General features: G+C 72.7%; 15 protein-coding genes. 9 read left to right on the top strand and 6 right to left on the bottom strand.

Going from position 1 to position 18,594, the window contains the following annotated elements:
• Window positions 1-6 precede the first annotated feature (6 nt).
• Genes ACZ6AA_RS24930 through fdhD form a run of 3 tightly spaced genes read left to right on the top strand, consistent with a single transcriptional unit; the run spans window position 7 to window position 3,673 of the window.
• Window positions 7-1,944, top strand: a complete 1,938-nt coding sequence (locus ACZ6AA_RS24930; protein ID WP_471460038.1) for an NADH-ubiquinone oxidoreductase-F iron-sulfur binding region domain-containing protein — start codon at window positions 7-9, stop codon at window positions 1,942-1,944.
• Window positions 1,941-2,801 carry a 2Fe-2S iron-sulfur cluster-binding protein gene (locus ACZ6AA_RS24935; protein WP_471460040.1) on the top strand — a complete coding sequence of 287 codons (861 nt, stop codon included), beginning with the start codon at window positions 1,941-1,943 and terminating at the stop codon, window positions 2,799-2,801. Before ACZ6AA_RS24930 ends, ACZ6AA_RS24935 begins: the two co-directional genes overlap by 4 nt.
• Window positions 2,802-2,806: 5 nt before the next feature.
• A complete protein-coding gene (gene fdhD, locus ACZ6AA_RS24940; protein ID WP_471460041.1) occupies window positions 2,807-3,673 on the top strand; it encodes a formate dehydrogenase accessory sulfurtransferase FdhD in 867 nt (288 codons plus the stop codon).
• A gap of 96 nt (window positions 3,674-3,769) precedes the next feature.
• On the opposite strand, the gene ACZ6AA_RS24945 is transcribed toward fdhD, so the two are convergent.
• The gene (locus tag ACZ6AA_RS24945; RefSeq protein WP_471460043.1) at window positions 3,770-4,276 is read right to left on the bottom strand and encodes a MarR family winged helix-turn-helix transcriptional regulator; all 507 of its coding nucleotides are present in this window, start codon (window positions 4,274-4,276) and stop codon (window positions 3,770-3,772) included.
• A 95-nt stretch (window positions 4,277-4,371) separates the two neighbouring features.
• On the opposite strand from ACZ6AA_RS24945, the gene ACZ6AA_RS24950 reads away from it, so the two are divergent.
• From ACZ6AA_RS24950 to ACZ6AA_RS24960, 3 genes are all read left to right on the top strand, one after another.
• Window positions 4,372-5,295 (top strand): quinone oxidoreductase family protein, encoded by a 924-nt coding sequence (locus tag ACZ6AA_RS24950; RefSeq protein WP_471460045.1) that lies wholly within the window; start codon window positions 4,372-4,374, stop codon window positions 5,293-5,295.
• A 146-nt stretch (window positions 5,296-5,441) separates the two neighbouring features.
• Entirely contained in the window at window positions 5,442-7,394 is a 1,953-nt protein-coding gene (locus ACZ6AA_RS24955; RefSeq protein WP_471460047.1) for an exo-alpha-sialidase, read from the top strand.
• Between the two features lie 10 nt (window positions 7,395-7,404).
• A complete protein-coding gene (locus ACZ6AA_RS24960; protein ID WP_471460048.1) occupies window positions 7,405-8,736 on the top strand; it encodes a DUF4185 domain-containing protein in 1,332 nt (443 codons plus the stop codon).
• On the opposite strand, the gene ACZ6AA_RS24965 is transcribed toward ACZ6AA_RS24960, so the two are convergent.
• On the bottom strand, window positions 8,672-9,784 hold the full coding sequence (locus tag ACZ6AA_RS24965) for a bile acid:sodium symporter family protein (RefSeq protein ID WP_471460050.1): 1,113 nt from the start codon (window positions 9,782-9,784) through the stop codon (window positions 8,672-8,674). The two genes, ACZ6AA_RS24960 and ACZ6AA_RS24965, sit on opposite strands and share 65 nt — an antisense overlap.
• 180 nt (window positions 9,785-9,964) lie before the next feature.
• Here ACZ6AA_RS24965 and ACZ6AA_RS24970 point away from each other — a divergent pair, with 180 nt between their 5' ends.
• Window positions 9,965-10,834, top strand: coding sequence for a LysR substrate-binding domain-containing protein (locus ACZ6AA_RS24970; protein WP_471460052.1), 870 nt, complete (start codon window positions 9,965-9,967; stop codon window positions 10,832-10,834).
• On the opposite strand, the gene ACZ6AA_RS24975 is transcribed toward ACZ6AA_RS24970, so the two are convergent.
• The gene (locus tag ACZ6AA_RS24975) at window positions 10,831-11,841 is read right to left on the bottom strand and encodes an Lrp/AsnC family transcriptional regulator (protein ID WP_471460054.1); all 1,011 of its coding nucleotides are present in this window, start codon (window positions 11,839-11,841) and stop codon (window positions 10,831-10,833) included. The genes ACZ6AA_RS24970 and ACZ6AA_RS24975 overlap by 4 nt on opposite strands.
• A gap of 125 nt (window positions 11,842-11,966) precedes the next feature.
• Between ACZ6AA_RS24975 and ACZ6AA_RS24980 the strand changes: the two genes are divergently transcribed.
• Together ACZ6AA_RS24980 and ACZ6AA_RS24985 are read left to right on the top strand one after the other, a co-directional pair.
• Entirely contained in the window at window positions 11,967-13,481 is a 1,515-nt protein-coding gene (locus tag ACZ6AA_RS24980; RefSeq protein ID WP_471460056.1) for an MFS transporter, read from the top strand.
• A gap of 204 nt (window positions 13,482-13,685) precedes the next feature.
• On the top strand, window positions 13,686-15,509 hold the full coding sequence (locus ACZ6AA_RS24985) for an AMP-dependent synthetase/ligase (protein ID WP_471460058.1): 1,824 nt from the start codon (window positions 13,686-13,688) through the stop codon (window positions 15,507-15,509).
• A 47-nt stretch (window positions 15,510-15,556) separates the two neighbouring features.
• On the opposite strand, the gene ACZ6AA_RS24990 is transcribed toward ACZ6AA_RS24985, so the two are convergent.
• From ACZ6AA_RS24990 to ACZ6AA_RS25000, 3 genes are read right to left on the bottom strand one after another with little or no spacing between them, the layout of a single operon-like run.
• Complete coding sequence (locus ACZ6AA_RS24990; protein WP_468454700.1) at window positions 15,557-16,675, bottom strand: PQQ-dependent sugar dehydrogenase; 1,119 nt, start codon at window positions 16,673-16,675, stop codon at window positions 15,557-15,559.
• A gap of 53 nt (window positions 16,676-16,728) precedes the next feature.
• Complete coding sequence (locus ACZ6AA_RS24995; protein ID WP_471460059.1) at window positions 16,729-17,754, bottom strand: chitinase; 1,026 nt, start codon at window positions 17,752-17,754, stop codon at window positions 16,729-16,731.
• Window positions 17,755-17,794: 40 nt separating this feature from the next.
• The gene (locus tag ACZ6AA_RS25000) at window positions 17,795-18,589 is read right to left on the bottom strand and encodes a Tat pathway signal sequence domain protein (protein ID WP_468482614.1); all 795 of its coding nucleotides are present in this window, start codon (window positions 18,587-18,589) and stop codon (window positions 17,795-17,797) included.
• Window positions 18,590-18,594: the final 5 nt, after the last annotated feature.

Consider the following 18,594-nt stretch of genomic DNA (forward strand, 5'->3'; position numbering starts at 1 on the left):
CGGTACGTGGACCTGCGCTTCGGCGACAGCAAGCCGACCGACGAGGAACGGGACGCGGTGGACGCGCTCCTCGGGCCGCCGGGGTCGGCGTGGGAGGGCGCGAACCGCTCCGACGCGGATCTTCGGTGGGCCCGGGGTGGGCGGGCCGCCCGGGAGCGGCGGGATCTGCTGCTGCCGGGGTTGCACGCGCTCAACGACCGCGTGGGGTGGATCAGTGAGGGCGGGCTCGACTATCTGTGCCGGCGGCTCACCGTGCCGCCCGCCGAGGCGTACGGGGTCGCCACGTTCTACTCCATGTTCTCGCTGAAGCCGCGGGCGCGGACCGTGGTGCGGGTCTGCACCGATCTCGCCTGCGCGGTGCGGGGCGCCGAGCCGCCGTCCGGCTCCGCCGAGGGGGTGGACGTGGAGGCCAGCCCCTGCCTGGGGCTGTGCGAGCGGGCGCCTGCGGTGTTGGTGGTGCGGGCGGGGGGCCCTGCCGGGGGCTCCCCCATCCCACCCCTTCCCGAAACCGGGGGCTCCGCCCCCGGACCCCCGCTATCGGCGCTCCGCGCCTCGTCCTCAAACGCCGGACGGGCTGGATATGTGCCGCAAGATCCAGCCCCTCCGGCGTTTGAGGAGCGGGGTCTGGGGCGGAGCCCCAGTTACGGGAAGGGGTGGGATTGGGGGCTCCCAGCCGGGCCGGACAACGAACCCCCACCCGCCCACGCCGTCCCCCAAGCCGGGTCCCCCGACCTGATCCTCCTGCGCCGCATAGGCCTCGTCGACCCGTCCTCCCTGGACGACTACCGCGCCCACGGCGGCTACACGGCCCTCCGCCGAGCCTTCGCCCTCGGCCCCGCGGCCGTGATCCGCGAGGTCACCGACGCGGGCCTGGTGGGCCGGGGCGGCGCCGCCTTCCCGACGGGACGGAAGTGGCAGGCGACGGCGTCCCAGCCGGACCACCCGCACTATCTGGTGTGCAACGCGGACGAGTCGGAGCCGGGCACGTTCAAGGACCGGGTGCTGATGGAGGGCGACCCGTACGCGCTGGTGGAGTCGATGACGATCGCGGCGTACGCGGTGGGCGCCCGGCACGGATACCTGTACCTGCGCGGCGAGTACCCGCGGGCGCTGCGCACCCTGGAGCACGCCCTCGACCAGGCCCGCGCCCGCGGCCTCCTCGGCGACGACATCCTCGGCCAGGGGTTCTCCTTCGACATTGAGATCCGGCGCGGCGCGGGCGCGTACATCTGCGGCGAGGAGACGGCGCTGTTCAACTCGATCGAGGGGTACAGGGGCGAGCCCCGCTCCAAGCCGCCGTTCCCCGTGGAGAAGGGCCTGTTCGGCAAGCCCACGGCCGAGAACAACGTCGAGACGCTGGTGAACGTGCTGCCCGTCCTCACCATGGGCGCGGCGGCGTACGCGGCGATCGGCACCCAGAAGTCCACCGGCCCCAAGCTGTTCTGCGTCTCGGGGGCCGTGGCCCGCCCGGGCCTCTACGAGCTGCCGTTCGGCGCGACCCTCGGCGATCTCCTCGGCCTCGCGGGCACGCCGGACAACCTGCGGGCGATCCTCCTCGGCGGCGCCGCGGGCGGCTTCGTACGGCCGGACGAGCTGGACATCCCGCTGACGTTCGAGGGCACGCGGGAGGCGGGGACGACGCTCGGCTCCGGGGTGGTGCTCGCGATCGACGACTCCGTGCCGCTGCCCCGACTGCTGCTTCGCGTCGCCGAGTTCTTCCGCGACGAGTCGTGCGGCCAGTGCGTGCCGTGCCGGGTCGGCACGGTCCGGCAGGAGGAGGCCCTGCACCGCATCGCCGACCGCACGGGCGCGGCCGCGGCCGCCGACATCGCGCTCCTGCGCGACGTCGGGCAGGCCATGCGGGACGCCTCGATCTGCGGCCTGGGCCAGACCGCGTGGAACGCCGTGGAATCCGCCATCGACCGTCTGGGGGCGTACGAATGACCGCCATCCCGCTGCAACCGCCGCGCCGCCTGGTCGAGTTCACGCTCGACGGCGAGCCCGTGCGCGTGCCCGAGGGCGGCACGGTCCTCGACGCCTGCCGGGCCGCGGGCAAGGACGTGCCGACCCTGTGCGAGGGCGACACACTGAGGCCGAAGAACGCCTGCCGGGTGTGCGTCGTGGAGGTCGAGGGCGCCCGGACGCTCGCCCCGGCCTGTTCGCGGCGCGCCGAGCCCGGGATGGCGGTGCGCACGGACACGGAGCGGACGCGGCACAGCCGCAGGATCGTCCTCGAACTCCTCGCGTCGTCCGTCGACTTGTCGACCACGCCCCACGCGGCCGAGTGGCTGAAGGAGTACGAGGCGAAGCCCGACCGGTTCGGCCCGGACGCGGCGCGCCTCAACGAGTCCCCCAAGGTCGACAACGATCTGTACGTGCGCGACTACGACAAGTGCATCCTCTGCTACAAGTGCGTGGACGCGTGCGGTGAGCAGTGGCAGAACAGCTTCGCGATCTCCGTCGTGGGGCGCGGCTTCGACGCCCGCATCGCCGTCGAGCACGACGCTCCGCTGACCGACTCGGCGTGCGTGTACTGCGGCAACTGCGTGGAGGTGTGCCCGACGGGCGCCCTCAGCTTCAAGAGCGAGTTCGACATGCGTGCCGCCGGGACCTGGGACGAGGCCGCGCAGACGGAGACGACCACCGTCTGCGCGTACTGCGGAGTCGGCTGCAACCTCACCCTGCACGTGCAGGACAATGAAATCGTGAAGGTCACCTCGCCGCACGACAGCCCGGTGACCCACGGCAACCTCTGCATCAAGGGCCGCTTCGGCTACCAGCACGTACAGAACCGGGACTGATCGACATGGGACGAGTCACGGAACGCCGCCGCGTCATCCGCATCCGCGACGGCGCGGTCAGCGAGCGGCCGGACACGCTCGTCGCGGAGGAGCCCCTGGAGATACGCCTCAACGGCAAGCCGCTCGCGATCACCATGCGCACGCCCGGCGACGACTTCGCGCTCGCGGCCGGGTTCCTCGTCAGCGAGGGAGTGCTGGGCTCGGCGGACGAGCTGCGGAACATCGTGTACTGCGCGGGGGCGACGGCGGACGGCTCGAACACGTACAACGTGGTGGACGTGTCGACGGCGGACGGTGTCGTCCTCCCGGACATCACTCTTGAGCGCAATGTCTATACGACCTCGTCGTGCGGGCTGTGCGGCAAGGCCAGCCTGGACGCGGTCCGCACCACCGCCCGCTGGCCGATCGACGACGACCCCGAGGGGCACGGCACTCCCCCGGTCCGGCTGACGCCCGAGCTGCTCGCCCGCCTCCCCGACCGGCTGCGCGCGGCCCAGCGGGTCTTCGACCGGACCGGGGGGCTGCACGCGGCGGCGCTGTTCACCGAGGACGGCGACCTCGTCGACGTGCGCGAGGACGTGGGCCGCCACAACGCCGTCGACAAGCTGGTGGGCCGGGCGCTCCAGGACGGCCGCCTGCCGCTCACCCGCAGCGTCCTGATGGTGTCGGGGCGTGCCTCCTTCGAGCTGGCACAGAAGGCCGTGATGGCGGGCATCCCGGTGCTCGCGGCGGTGTCCGCGCCCTCGTCGCTCGCCGTCGACCTCGCCGCCGAGACCGGCCTGACCCTGGTCGGCTTCCTGCGCGGCTCCTCCATGAACGTGTACGCGGGCGAGCACCGCCTGGCCCTGCGGACCGCGGCCGCGCGGACCTGACCGGCGCTCCCGCCGCGACACGGCGACGGGGTCCCGGCCCGGCGGGGAGCGCCCCCTGCGCCGGCCGGGCCCCAGCGCCGCCCGCGTCTCCCAGGCTCACTCGTCGACCCGCGCGACCCTCTCCAGCATGTCCAGGAACGCCTCCCGCTCGGCAGCCGACAGGGGCGCCAGCAGGTCGGCGTTGGCGGCCCGCGCCGCCGTGGCGCACCGGCGCAGCAGGGCGCGCCCGTCGGTGGTGAGGGTGACGGCGTTCTTACGGCGGTCCTTGGGGTCGGGAGTGCGTTCCACGAGCCCGGCCCCCTGCAGGTCGTTCAGGACGCCGACGAGGTCCTTGGGGTCGAGCTGGATGCCCCGGCCGAGGTCGGCCTGGGCCACCGGGCCGAGGTCGGCCACGGCGGCGAGCACGACGTGGTGCCACATCTTCATGCCCTCGGCGGCGAGCGCCTCGGCGACCAGGCCGCGGCCGCGGGCGGCGGCCCGGCCGAGCAGCCAGCTGGGGAGGGTGCGGATGGCGGTGGGCACGGTGGGGGCGGCGGTCGGCGCGGTCGACGTGGACGGTGTGGACGGTGTGGACGACGTGCGGGTCGGCTGGGTCTCGGGCATGGCGTGAGCCTATCCAAGAATCGTTGGACTTCCCCATGAGTTTGCGATTACCGTTGGGACTCCCAACGATTCCCGACGAGTGCGTGGAGGTGCGGATGCGTCGCGTCCGGTACGAGCGGCAAGGCGGCCCCGAGGTCCTGTTCGTCGAGGAGGCCCCGGTCCCCCAACCCGGCCCGGGCGAGTTGCTCGTCCGGGTCGCGGCCGTCGGCGTGACCCTGCCCGTCGTCCGCAAGGTGCGCGAGTCCGCCGAACCCGTCGCGCTCGGCGGGGAGATCGCGGGCGAGGTGGTCCGCGCGGGCGACGGCGTGACCGGCTTCGCGCCCGGCGACCGGGTCACGGGCCTGGTCTTCGGGCACGGCTACGCGGACTACGCCCTGCTGCACACCGCGATGGCCTCCCCCGTGCCCGACGGCGCGAGCGCGGTCGACGCCGTGGCCCTGGTCCGCAGCGGCCTGGTCGCCCGCGGCGCCCTCGAGGCCGCCCGCCCCGCCGCGGGTGAGACCGCGCTCATCACGGCGGCGGCGAGCGGCGTCGGCCACCTGGCGGTGCGCCTGGCGAAGCTGCGCGGCGCCGCGCGTGTCGTGGGCGCGGTCTCGGATCCCTCGAAGGCCGACTTCGTGCGCGGCCTCGGCGCCGACGACGTCGTCCACTACGACGCGCCGGACTGGGGCGAGCCCGTCGACTACTGCCTGGACGGCGTGGGCGGGGAACTGCTCGGCCCGGCCGTCGCCGCGCTCGCGCCGCACGGCAGGCTGGTGGCGTACAGCTCGGGCGGTGGCACCCTGTCGGCCTACGATCTGCTCGTCGGGGCCAAGTCGGTGACGGGCTTTCAGATGGCGCTGATCGCGCGGGGGCGGCCGGAGCTGTACGAGGAGTGGCGCCGGGACCTGTGGCGGCTGTTCCACTCGGGTGAGCTGCGGCCCGCCGTGCACGCCGAGTTCGACCTGGCGGACGCGGCCGCGGCACACGCGGCAATCGAGTCGCGCGTCAACACCGGAAAAGTCGTACTTACCCCGTAATCTTGCGACATCCGCGCCCGGCGCCCCGCCGGGATTCCGTTACGCGCACGCTTCTTGTGTTGCTCCAAGGCCCCCAAGTAGCTTCAGTGACGCGCACGTTGGACGTGGGATGTCCGAATGTCCGGTCGACATGAAGGGCCCGCACCATGCCGTCGAGACTCCGTGTACGCCTCAGATCCGCCCGGTCCCCCCGGTTCCCCCAGCTCCTTTTGTCCCCCAGGCGGCGTACCGTCGCCGCGCTGACCGCCACCGCGCTCGCCGCCCTCGCGCTGCCGCCCGCGCTCGGCGGCGCGGCCCGGGCCGCGGGAGAGACGAGGGCTCCGTTCGAGCAGCAGGTCCTGTTCAAGGCTTCCCAGGATCCCGGCTACTCGTGCTTCCGGATACCAGCGATCGTGAAGACGGCGAAGGGAACGCTGCTCGCCTTCGCCGAGGGACGCGTCAACGACTGCAGCGACGCCGGTGACATCGACCTGGTCCTCAAGCGCAGCCACGACGGCGGCCGGACCTGGGGCCCGATGCGGGTCATCAACGAGGGCGGCGGCGACACGCACGGCAACCCCGCGCCCGTCGTCGACCGCGAGACGGGCCGGATCCTGCTCGCCGAGACGTACAACCCGGGCCGCACGGACGGCAAGAACTGCGAGGTGCCGTGCGAGCGCACGCCCCATCTGCAGTACAGCGACGACGACGGCGCGACCTGGTCCAAGCCGCGCGACCTGAGCGACGAGATCCTGCCCGAGTCCTGGAACTCCTGGTACGCCACCGGACCCGTGCACGGCATCCAGCTCAGCCGGGGGCGGCACAAGGGCCGTCTGGTCCTGACCGTCAACGCCGAGTCGTGGAACGGCAGCCGGGTCACCGAGAACCACGCCTCGCTGGTCGTCAGCGACGACGGCGGCGACACCTGGAGGATCGGCGCCACGGACTCGTACCCGATCTCCGCGAGCGACGGCACCTTCCGGCAGAAGCCGTCGGAGATGACCCTCACGGAGCGCGCGGACGGCACGATCTATGTGTCCGGGCGCGAGCAGGACGGCACCGACCTCGGGCACCGCGACCACGTCGTCAGCCGCGACGGCGGCGAGAGCTTCACCGGCTCCTTCGAGGCCAGCCCCGACCTGTACACCCCGCAGGTGCAGGGCTCCACGCTCCGCTTCGGCGGCCGGCTCCTGCTCGCCGCGCCCGGCGACCCGGACCGGCGCCGCACCATGACGGTCCGCTCCTCCTACGACGGCGGCCGCACCTGGGACAGCTTCGACCGCTCCACGGTCGTCACCACCGACTGGTCCGGCTACTCGGACATGGTGGCCGTCGACGACGAGCGGGTGGGCCTGATGTACGAGGGCGGCGCGGTGGACGCCCGCGACGAGATCCGCTTCACGCGCTTCACCGAGGAGTGGCTGAAGCCCCGCCGCGGCCCGGACCCGCGCACCAGCGACTGGGCTCCGGGAGCGCGGGACGCGGCGGTGCTCGGCGGCGCCCGCCCCACGGACGGCGTGTTCGGCGGCCAGGCGCTCGCCTTCGACGGGGTCGACGACGCCGTACGGCTGCCGTACAGCTCCCGGCTCCCCCTGCACAGCCAGGACTTCACGGCCTCGCTGTGGTTCCGCTACTCGGCGACGAGCGGTGAGCAGCCGCTGCTCTGGATGGGCGGTGTCGGCACCGGCCAGCCGCAGGTGTGGCTGCGCGGGGAGCCCGCGAACAACCGCGTCACGGGCCTCATCACCACCCGCGACGGCGGCAGCCCGCCCCGCTCGGTGTCGCTGAGCACCGAGGGCGCGTACAACGACGGCCAGTGGCACCACGTCGCGCTGCGCCGCGGCGACGGCGAGCTGTCCCTGTTCCTCGACGGCAACCGGCTCTCCCGGCCCGACATCCCCGGCAGCGTCAGCCGCAACTCGCCGTTCGGCGTGCACATCGGCCAGCGCATGGACAGCCGGGCCCACTTCACCGGTGCCATCGACCAAGTGGGCGTGTTCGAGCGGGCGTTGAGCGACGAGGAGGTGACGCGGCTCGGGTCCGACCGGGCGCCGTCCTCCGCTGTGACGTGGAACACCGTCACCTGGCTGCCCATGGACCGGGTGCGTCCGGGGAACTAGCGTCCCGGGCGTGTCCGCCACCACGACGCCGTACGCAGATCCGTCCACCGAGGGCGGACCCCCGGGCGGCCGGGGCGCGCGCAGGACCTGGATCGTCCTGCTGCTCGCCCTGGCCTGCGCCGCCCTGCTCCTGACCGCCCTCCCGGACGGCGAGAACGACCGGGAGGGCGGTCCGGCGTGCGCGGCCACCACCGTCGCCTCGTCCGCGCCCGAGCCGAAGCTCACCGGCGCCTTCGCCTCGTACGGCGACGACGGCGCCCGCACCGACGACTGGACGGGCGGCGACGGCACGCACTCGGTGAAGCTTCCGGACGGGCGGGTGCTCTGGCTGTTCTCCGACACCTTCCTCGGGCAGGTGCACGCGCCGCCCAACCCGCAGGGCCAGCCGCACGCGTGGCGCGACACGAGCGCCCCGATGGTGCGCAACTCCGGTGTGGTGACGGACCGTTCGGGAGCCCTGGAGCGTACGCTCACGACCCCGATGTTCGCCGATCCGGCGCCGGGGCAGTGGCGCTGGCCGGTCTCCGCGAAGGTCGAGCCGCGCTCGCCGGGCGCCGACGAGGACGTCCTGCGGGTGCTCCTGTGGACCCGCGCGAAGGCCCCGGGCCCCTGGATCTACGGGGTGCCCGCCGCCACCGAGGTCGCCACGCTGTCCCTGCCGGACCTGCGCGTCGAGAACATCACGCAGATCTCGGACCAGCGCGGCGTCGCCGACCCCGAGAAGCGGGTCCTCTACGGCACGACGACCGTCGACGACGGCGAGTGGACCTACGTCTTCGGCGGCACCGACGCGCAGGCCGCCGCCCGCCCCTCCTCGCACGCCTACGTCGCCCGCGTCCGGCACGGCGGCCTCGCCGACCCCGGCGCCTGGAAGTACTGGGACGGCGGGGACTGGACCCGCACGGGCAAGCCGCGCCCGGTCCTCGGCAACGGCGACCACAAGGGCGTGGGCAGCGCCTTCACCGTGGTCCGCACGCGGGGGACGTACGTCCTGCTCACCATGGCCGCGGGCGCCGAGGGCCTGAGACACGTCACGTCGTACTGGTCGTGCTCCCCCACCGGTCCCTGGCGCGGGCCCGCCAAGGCGTTCGCGCCGCCGCTGCCTAAGGACAGCGTGGGCGCCGGGGGCGGCGGGAGCGGCGCGGGCGCCCCGGACACGGCGGCCGCGGCGCCCTACAACCCGCAGGCCCACCCGGCCGTGAGCGGCGACGGGCGGCTCGTGGTGAGCTACGACGTCAACTGGCTGGACGCGGCGGCGGCGAACGCCCAGGCGCACATCAACCGGAACGTGGAGCTGTACCGGCCGCGGTTCGTGTCGCTGCGCTTCCAGCGCGAGAGCTGACGGGACCGGTTCCGCCCCGGGCGCCGGGACCCTCACCCGCGCGCCCTGACTCCCCCGCCTGCGCGCGCCCTGACTCGCCCGCCTCCGCGGCCCGGTCCGCGACCGCCTCCGGGTCCCGCGAGCGGCGCTTGGCGATCACCGCGCAGACCATGAGCTGCATCTGGTGGAACAGCATCAGCGGGAGCACCGCGAGGGAGGCCTGGGCGCCGAACAGGACGCTCGCCATGGGCAGCCCGGCCGCCAGGGACTTCTTCGACCCGGCGAACTGGATCGCGATCCGGTCGGCCCGCCCGAACCCGAGCTTCTTCGCGCCGTACCAGGTCAGGGAGAGCATCGCGGCGAGCAGCACCGCCTCGACGCCGAGCAGCGCGCCGAGCCGGGCCGGGGTGACCCGGTGCCAGATGCCCTCGACCATGCCCTGGCTGAACGCGGTGTAGACGACGAGCAGGATCGAGCCCCGGTCGACGAAGGAGAGCACCTTCTTGTTGCGGGCGATGAACCCCCCGACCCACCGGCGCAGGAACTGCCCCGCGAGGAACGGCACCAGGAGTTGCAGCACGATCTTCAGGAGCGAGTCCGTGGAGAAGCCGACCGCGCCGTGGCCGAGCAGCCCGGCCGCGAGCAGCGGTGTGAGCACGATGCCCGCGAGCGAGGAGAACGAGCCCGCGCAGATCGCCGCGGGGACGTTGCCGCGCGCCATCGACGTGAAGGCGATGGACGACTGGATCGTCGAGGGCACGAGCGTCAGGAACAGCAGGCCGCTGTAGAGCGCGGGCGTCAGGACGTGGGGCACGAGCCCCTTGGCCGCGAGGCCGAGCAGCGGGAAGATCGCGAACGTGCAGAGCAGCACGGTGAGGTGCAGCCGCCAGTGGCGCAGGCCGTCCATCGCCTCGCGGGTGGAGAGCCGCGCCCCGTACAGGAAGAAGAGCAGCGCGACGGCGGTGGTCGAGGCGCCGGACGCGACATCGGCGGCCGTGCCGCGGGCGGGCAGGAGCGCCGCGAGTCCCACCGTGCCCAGGAGAGCCGCGATGTACGGGTCGATCGGCATCCAGGAAGGCCAGGACGGGCGTTTCACAGTGCTCCATGCGCTCGGTCTGCCGGAGGCTCGGTGGATCTTGGTTCCGGCTCCGGGGCGGTACGTGCCCTCTCCATGCTCCTCCTCCTCGCCGCGATCGGGAATCCCGCACACCGCTCTGACTGTCATCACGTTCCGCGATAGCCTGGGAGGGTGTACGACCCCGTTCAGCTCCGTACGTTCCTCGCGGTGGCCCAGACGTTGAGCTTCACGCAGGCCGCGCGCCGCCTCAGCCTGCGCCAGTCGACGGTGAGCCAGCACGTGCGGCGCCTGGAGGACGCGACGGGGCGGCCGCTGTTCACGCGGGACACCCACAGCGTGGAGCCGACGGAGGCCGGTGAGGCGATGCTCGGCTTCGCCCGCCGCATCCTGGAGGTGCACGAGCAGGCGGCCGCGTACTTCACCGGGGCGCGGCCGGGCGGGCGGCTGCGCTTCGGCGCGTCGGAGGACTTCGTCCTGACCCGGCTCACCGACATCCTGGAGTCCTTCCGGCGCGGACACCCGGAGGTCGACCTGGAGCTGACCGTCGAGCTGTCCGGCACGCTGCACGAGCGCCTCGACGCGGGCAAGCTCGACCTGGTCCTCGCCAAGCGCCGCCCCGAGGACCCGCGCGGCGAGCTGGTCTGGCACGACGACCTGGTGTGGATCGGCGCGCCCCGGCTCCGCCTCGACCCGGCCCTGCCGGTGCCCCTCATCGTGTATCCGCCCCCTGGCATCACCCGCGCCCTCGCCATGGAGGCCCTGGAGCGCAGCGGCCGCCCCTGGCGCGTGGCCTGCACCAGCGGCAGCCTCAACGGCCTGGTGGCCGCGGCCCGCGCGGGGCTCGGCGTGATGGCGCACTCACGGGGCCTGATCCCCCCGGGGCTGACCCGGCTCCCGGACCGGGCGGGGCTGCCGGAGCTGGGCGCGGTGGACTTCGTGCTGCGGCACGGGGAGCGGGGGACGGCGGCGCGGGGCGCGGCGGAGGCCCTGGCGGCGGCGATCCTCGCGGGCGGGGACAGGTTGCAGCGGGGACGCGACTAGCGGCCCTGACGGTACGTCAACTGCTTGACCCGGCGCAGGAACGGGGCCGTCTCCACGTGCTGCACGCCCTCCAACTGCCCGAGTTTCCCACTGATGTAGGCGTACAGCCCCGCGGTGTCGCGGGCGACGACCGTGGCGAGCAGGTTCGAGGGCCCCGCGGTGGCCGAGGCGAACGCGATCTCGTAGTGGGACGCGAGCGCCTCGCCCACGGAGTGCAGGGCGGCCGGGGCGGCGGTGATCCACAGGGACGCGGCCACGTGATACCCGAGCAGCTCGGGCGTGTACTCGACGTCGACAAAGAGCGCCCGCGACTCCAGGAGAGCGGTCAGGCGGCGCTTCACGGACGACTCCGAGAGGCCGGTGGCGCGCTGCAGTTCGGGATATGTGGCGCGGCCGTCCGCTTCGAGCGCGGTCACCAGCGCCTCGTCCCCGGGCGCGATGCGGGCCGGGGCCCCTGTGGCGGGCGGGAGCCGCGGGGTCAGCGCGTCGAGCTGCGCCTCGCTCAGCGGCGCGAACTTGCTGAGCCAGCCGCGCGGCCCGCCGAAGAAGCTGTGCAGGAGCTGGAACGCGCGGATCTCCACGATGTGCGGCGTGCGCGGCAGCTTGCCGAGGAGCAGGTCGTCGTGGTCGCCGGGGCTGCGGGGGCGCGTCATGCACGTCACCTCCGTGCCGCCCGACATCAGGGCCACCCAGGAGGTGTCGGGGCGGCGGGCGAGCGCGTTCGCGATGGTCTGCGCACCCTCGGGCGTGCAGCGCAGGCGCAGCATCCAGAAGTCCGTGCCGAGCCGCTCCGCGTTGCGCACGCCGACCACGTTCAGGCCGCCCTCGGCGGTGAGCTTCCGGTAGCGGCGCGCGATGGTCTGGTCGGAGACGCCGAGGACCGCCGCGATCTTGCTGAAGGGCGCGCGCCCGTCGGTCTCCAGGGCGTGCAGGAGCTTCATGTCCAGCTCGTCGAGCGCGCCGGGCGTGCGGGACGTGCGCGATGTGCGGGATGTGTGGGATTCCATCCGCGTGAACCCCTCTCGTGTCGGATCCTGCCGGAATACGGCTGACAGCCGTCATGATCGTGCGGCTCTGAAGGATCGTACGTCGTCGTACGAATTCTTGGGACGCTGCACAGGGAGTGAAGAAGATGCGCACATGGGGGCCGCTGACCGCGGTGTGCCTGGGCACATTCATGCTGTTGCTGGACGTGACGATCGTGGTGGTGGCGCTGCCCGACATGGCGCGGGCGCTCGACGCGTCGCTGAGCGATCTGCAGTGGGTGATCGACGGCTACGCCCTCGCCCTCGCCGCGCTGCTGCTCGGCGTCGGCGCCGCCGCCGACGTCCTGGGACGGCGCCGGACACAGGTCGCGGGCACCGTCGTGTTCGCGGTGGCGTCGCTGGGCTGCGGGCTCGCGTCGAACGCGGAGGTCCTGGTGGCCGCGCGGGCGGTGCAGGGGCTCGGCGCGGCGGCGATGTTCGCGACGACGCTGCCGCTGCTGGGGGCCGCCTACCAGGGCAGGCAGCGCTCGGTGGCGCTCGGCGTGTGGGGCGCGGTCAGCGGGGGTGCTGCCGCGCTCGGACCGATCTTCGGCGGGCTGCTCACGGAGGGGCCCGGCTGGCGGTGGATCTTCTTCGTGAACCTGCCGGTGAGTGTGGCCGCGGTGTGGCTGACGCTGCGCTGGGTGCCGGAGTCGGCGCGGCCCGCGCAGTCGACGGGAGCCCCGGCGCGGCGCGTGGACTGGGCGGGCACGGTGACGTTCGCTCTGTTCGCGGGGGCGCTGACGTACGGGGCGGTGCGGGCGTCCGCCGAGGGCTGGACGTCGGCGCGCACCGGCGTGACCTTCGCGGTCGCGGCGCTCGCGCTGATCGCGTTCGTGGCCGTCGAACGCCGTGTCGCGCACCCGCTGATCGACCTGCGGCTGCTGCGCGAGCCCGCGTTCACCGGCGTCCTGATCGGCGCGATCGGCTACAACGCGGCGGCCTTCGCCGTGATCCCGTACCTCTCGATCTGGCTGCAGACCGTGCTCGGCATGAGCCCGATCCGCGGCAGCCTGGTGCTGCTCCCGCTGGCGGCGACGTCGTTCGTGGTGGCGGCGGTCGGCGGGAGGCTGCTGCACGGGGCGCCCGCGCGGTACGTCATCGGCGGCGGGCTGCTGCTGATCGGCGCGGGGGGCCTGGCGATGGCGACGCTCGACGCCGGGTCGTCGTGGCAGGCCCTGGTGCCGGGTCTCACGCTGGCGGGCATCGGCACGGGCCTGGTCGCGCCGGGGCTCGCGGGGGCGGCGCTCGCGGCGGTGCCGCCGCGGCACGCGGGCATGGCGGGCGGCGCCGTCAACACGTTCCGGCAGCTCGGGTACGCGCTCGGCGTCGCGGTGTTCGGCACGGTCCTGACCTCCCGGATGCAGGACTCGATCGGGCAGGACGCGGCGCACACGGCCGCCGGGGGCGGGGCGTCCGCGCTGGCCGGGCAGGTGTCCGCGCACGACGTGCGGGAGGCGTTCGCCACCGGGCTCAACGGGGCGTCGCTCACGGCCGGTGCGGTGGGGGTCGCCGCGGGGCTCGCGGTGCTCCTCATGGTCCGGACCAAACCCGCGTCCGGTGCAGGTCAGGCCCCTTCGGCGGCCTCGGAGCCGACGCCCGTGAAGCAGTTCCAGGGGTAATCGCCCGGTACAGATTCGGTGGAGATTACGCCACCGAAACTTACTCAGCCGTCAGTAATCTGTCCTGCCCCTTCCCTTGTGGCCGCATTTCACCTGCTGACCTGTGACGATCGTGCACCTATGGGTGCTTCCCACCCCCCTCCCGGAAGGGATCGGGGTGGGGTACCGTCACCGGCGCTGTGCGGAGCGCCACAAGGAGCACCATTGCGCGAGTTCACGAACCCTCCCATGGCGTCGGCGCCGCGGGTGGGCGGCCTTGCCGACGCCGTGTTCGACCATGCCCTTGAGGATCCGGTCCGCGTCGTCCTCGGCCGCAAGCGCGACGGGGTGTGGCAGGACGTGACGTCGGCGGAGTTCCGCGACGAGGTCCTGGCGCTCGCCAAGGGGCTGCTCACGCAGGGGGTGCGGTTCGGCGACCGGGTCGCCATCATGTGCCGCACCCGCTACGAGTGGACGCTGTTCGACTTCGCCCTGTGGACCGTGGGCGCGCAGGTCGTCCCCGTGTATCCGACGTCGTCGGCCGAGCAGGTCTTCTGGATGCTGCACGACGCGCAGGTGTCGGCGGCGATGGTCGAGCACGAGGACCACGCGATGACCATCGGCTCGGTCGTCGACCGGCTGCCCCAGCTGCGCCGCCTCTGGCAGCTCGACGGCGACGCGGTACGCGAACTCTCCGAGGCCGGGCGGGACCTGGACGACGAGGTGGTGCACCGCCACCGCCGCGCGGTCACACCGGACTCCGTGGCCACCGTGATCTACACCTCCGGCACCACGGGCCGCCCCAAGGGCTGCGTCCTGACCCACGCGAACTTCATGTTCGAGGTGGACACGCTCATCGAGCGCTGGGAGCCGGTGTTCCGCGGCAAGCGCGGCGACGAGCCGTCGACCCTGCTGTTCCTGCCGCTCGCGCACGTCTTCGGCCGCATGGTGCAGATCGCCGCGGTGCGCGCCCGCGTCAAGTTCGGCCACCAGCCGAGCCTGAACGCCGCCGCCCTGATCCCCGACTTCGCCGCGTTCCGGCCGACGTTCATCCTGGCCGTGCCGTACATCTTCGAGAAGGTCTTCAACGCGGCCCGCCGCAAGGCCGACCGGGAGGGCAGGGCGGGCCCGTTCGACAAGGCGGTGGAGGCGGCGGTGCGGTACGCCGACGCGACGGAGGCCAAGGCGTTCGGCACCGGACCGGGTCCTTCGGCGGCGCTGCGCATGCAGCACCAGGTCTTCGACAAGCTCGTCTACGCCAAGGTCCGCGACGCCATGGGCGGCAGGGTGCGGCACGCGATGTCCGGCGGCTCGGCGATGGACCGGCGCCTCGGCCTGTTCTTCGCGGGCGCCGGCGTGCAGGTCTTCGAGGGGTACGGCCTGACCGAGTCCACGGCCGCCGCGACCGCCAACCCGCCCGAGCGCACCCGCTACGGCACGGTCGGCCAGGCCATCCCCGGCACCACCGTGCACATCGCCGAGGACGGCGAGGTGTGGCTGCGCGGCGGCCATGTCTTCCAGGGCTACCTCAACGACCCCAAGGCCACCGACGCGGCCCTGCACGACGGCTGGCTCGCCACCGGCGACCTGGGTTCCCTCGACGACGACGGCTATCTCACCATCACGGGCCGCAAGAAGGAGATCCTGGTGACCTCCGGCGGCAAGAGCGTCTCACCGGCACAACTGGAGGAGCGCGTCCGCGACCACCCGCTGGTCGCCCAGTGCATCGTCGTCGGCAACGACCGTCCCTACATCGCCGCCCTCGTCACCCTCGACGCGGAGGCCGTCGAGCACTGGCTCTCCATGCGCAACAAACCCCCCATGCCCCCCGGTGACCTGGTCCGCGACCCCGACCTGGAGACCGAGGTGCGGCGCGCCGTGGTCGCCGCCAACACCCTGGTCTCCCAGGCCGAGTCGATCCGCACCTTCCGCATCCTGGCCCACCAGTTCACCGAGGAGCACGGCCTGCTCACGCCTTCGCTGAAGCTCAAGCGCAAGGCCATCGAGCAGGCGTACGCGGACGAGGTCGAGGCGCTCTACCGCACCTGACCCGCCCGCCCGGACGGTGCCCATGGGGCCGGGCCGGGGCCCTCCTGCTAGCCGATGGTCACGCGGAAGATCTTGTCCGCCCCGTCCGGCTGGCCGCCGTTGCCGTCCGCGTTGGTCGTGGACAGCCACAGCGCCTTCGCGCCCGGCACGGCGGTGACCGCGCGCAGGCGGCCGTACTGGCCGACATAGAACGCCTTGGCCGTGCCGACGTTCTCGTTGTCGGCGTTGATCGGGATGCGCCACATGCGCTGGCCCTTGAGGGCGGCCATGTAGACCGCGCCGTCGACGATCGCCACCCCGCTCGGGGAGGCCTCCGCCACGCCCCAGGTCTTCTTCGGGTTGGTCATGCCGGAGACGTTGCAGTTGCCCTCGCAGGTGGGCCAGCCGTAGTTCTTGCCGGGCTTGATGAGGTTCAGCTCGTCCCTGGTGGCGTCGCCCAGCTCGGCCTCCCACAGGCGGCCCTGCGGGTCGAAGGCGATGCCCTGCGGGTTGCGGTGGCCGAGGCTGTAGACGTAGTTGCCGAAGGGGTTGCCGGGGGCGGGCTTGCCGTCCCGGGTCATGCGCAGGATCTTGCCGTTGAGGGAGTTCTTGTCCTGCGCGAGCGGGCGGTCCTGGGCGTCGCCCGTGGTGGCGTACAGATAGCCGTCGGGGCCGAAGGCGAGGCGCCCGCCGTTGTGGTATCTGGCCTTCTTGATGCCCTTGAGCAGCACGGTGTAGCCGCTGAGGGAGGAGCCGTCGTACGTCATGCGCGCGACGCGGTTGCCCTCGGACGAGGTGTGCATGACGTACACGTAGTGGTTCGTCGCCCACTGGGGGTCCACGGCGACGCCCATGAGACCGCCCTCGCCGCCCGTCGTCTGGGACTCGGGCACGGTGCCGAGCTGCTTCTTCGTCGCGCCGTCGGCCGAGATCGACCAGACCCGGAAGTCGTCCCGCTCGGTGACGAGCGCGGACTTGCCGTCGGGCAGCCAGGACGTGCCCCAGGGTATGGTCCAGCCGCTGGAGATGGTCTTGATGTCGGTGGGCTCGCCGGCGGGCGCGGCCGGGGCGGCCGACACCGACGGGACGTACGCCACAAGTCCCGCCGTCAGTGCGGCCGTCGCGGCGAGCGCCGCCTTCCGGGCCGGTCGGCCCTTGCTCCTGTTGTCGTGCACGAGTGCCTCCATGTGGGGATGTGGGGGTTGTAAATCCGTTCCTGGGATGACGGGGTGACGAGCAGTCAGCCTCCGTACTGCGCCACGATCTTGGTGAACTCATACGGCTGCTGGCCGATGCCGCTGCACGAGTCGCCCGCGCCGCCGCCCGCGCAGGACCGGTCGCGGTTGACGGACCAGAAGGCGAAGCGCGCGATGTGGTGCTGCCGGGCGTAGCCGAGGATCTTCTTGAAGTCGGCGGTGGTGACGGTCTCCCCGGCGACGTCCGTCTTGCCGTTCATGGACGAGACGCCGATGTGCTTGTAGGCGTCGGTGTCGCTGTAGCCGTAGGCGCTCTTGACCGTGCCCTTCAGGCCTTCGAGGGCGCTCACCGAGGCGTCGCCCATGGTGCCGCTGTGGCCGTCGAAGTCGAACGGCATGATCACCCAGGCGTCGGCGGCGAGCCCGGCCCGGGCGCCGCGCTGGATGAGGTCCTTGCCGGTGGCGTCGGGGCCGTTCGGGGTGGTGCCGAGGGTGACGTAGGTGACGATGCCCGGGTTCCTCTGCTCCACGATCTTCAGCGCGTCGACGACGCGCTGCCGCACGGTGGGGTTGTTGAACTCGGTGTTCTCGATGTCGACGTCGAACGCCTTCAACTTGTAGGCGTCGATGACCTTTTGGTACGCGGCTGCGAGCGCTCCGGCGCTGGAGCACTTCTCGCCGAGCTTGGCGCCGCTCCAGCCGCCGACGGACACGACGATGTCGCCGCCGGCCGCGCGGATGGACTTGATGGCCAACTCGTCGGAGCCGCCCTTGAGCGGCCTGCTGCCGTCCCAGGCCGGATTGCAGCCGCCGTCGGACAGGATGAACGCCAGCGTGAACCACTTCACGCCGGTCGCGGCCATCACGTCGGTGGGCTTCTGCGGATTGCCCCAGCCCAGGTACTCGTAGGGGGCGGCGTGGATCGTGCCCGCGGCCCGGGGAGCGGCCTCGGCCCGGGGAGCGGCCTCGGCCTGGGAGGCGGACGCGGAGGCGTTCGTGGTCGCGGGCAGCGGGGACAGTCCGAGGGCGGCGGCGAGGGCGAGTCCGCCCAGGCCCATGAGTCGGCGCACGGGGATTCCTTTCAGATGCTTCGCACGAGTCGGCCGGAATTCACACGAGTTGATAGCCGCGCATGCCCGTCAGGAGCATGTACGTGTTCTGCAGCGAGCCCGAACTGTCGCCGAGAGAGCGGTAGATGCCCCACTTGGGCCGCACCCGGTCGGCGAGGAAGGTGTCGACGCCGGACTTCGACGTGTCGACGACGGTCGCCCCGCCGCTCTTGAGGATCCAGCGCACGGACCCCGACGCCCCGTCGCCGATCTTGATCTGGAAGTCGACGTCGGTCCACTTGTCGTGCAGCGGCGCAAGGTCGGTACGGCCGACGAGGATGTCCTGCTCGAAGATCTTCAGCTCGATGGTCTGCTTGCCGTCGACCCGGCGCAGCGACTGCACGACGATCGGCGCGCTGCCCGCGCCGGGCTGCTTCATCTGCATGATGTGCGTGAAGCTCGTCGTCGCCTTCAGCGTGCTGGGCAGGAACATGCGGTACGTGACCCGCCAGGTCTGGCCCTTCTGCCACTTCAGGAAGGAGTCGCCGTTCCGCAGCCCCGTGACCTCGTGGCGCTGCCGGTCGGTGCTGGTGTCGCGGTCGACGGTGTGCATGGTGAAGCGGAAGTTGTCGCCCTCGGCGAAGATGTGCGGTTTCGCAGCCGGGTGCGAGTCGGCGCGGTCGTCCTCCAACGTCTCGAAGGCGCGCAGGCCGACGTCACGGGCGGACGGTGACCAGCGCAACTGCCAGTCCGCGGTGGGCGCGGCGGCGGCCGGTGAGAGTCCCGCCGCGGTGGCGGCCGCGCCCGCGCCGGTGCCGAGCGCCGCCGCGAGCAGGGCTCTGCGGGAGGGGGTCATAAGGG

The sequence above is a fragment of the Streptomyces sp. NPDC040610 genome (genome assembly GCF_055594065.1).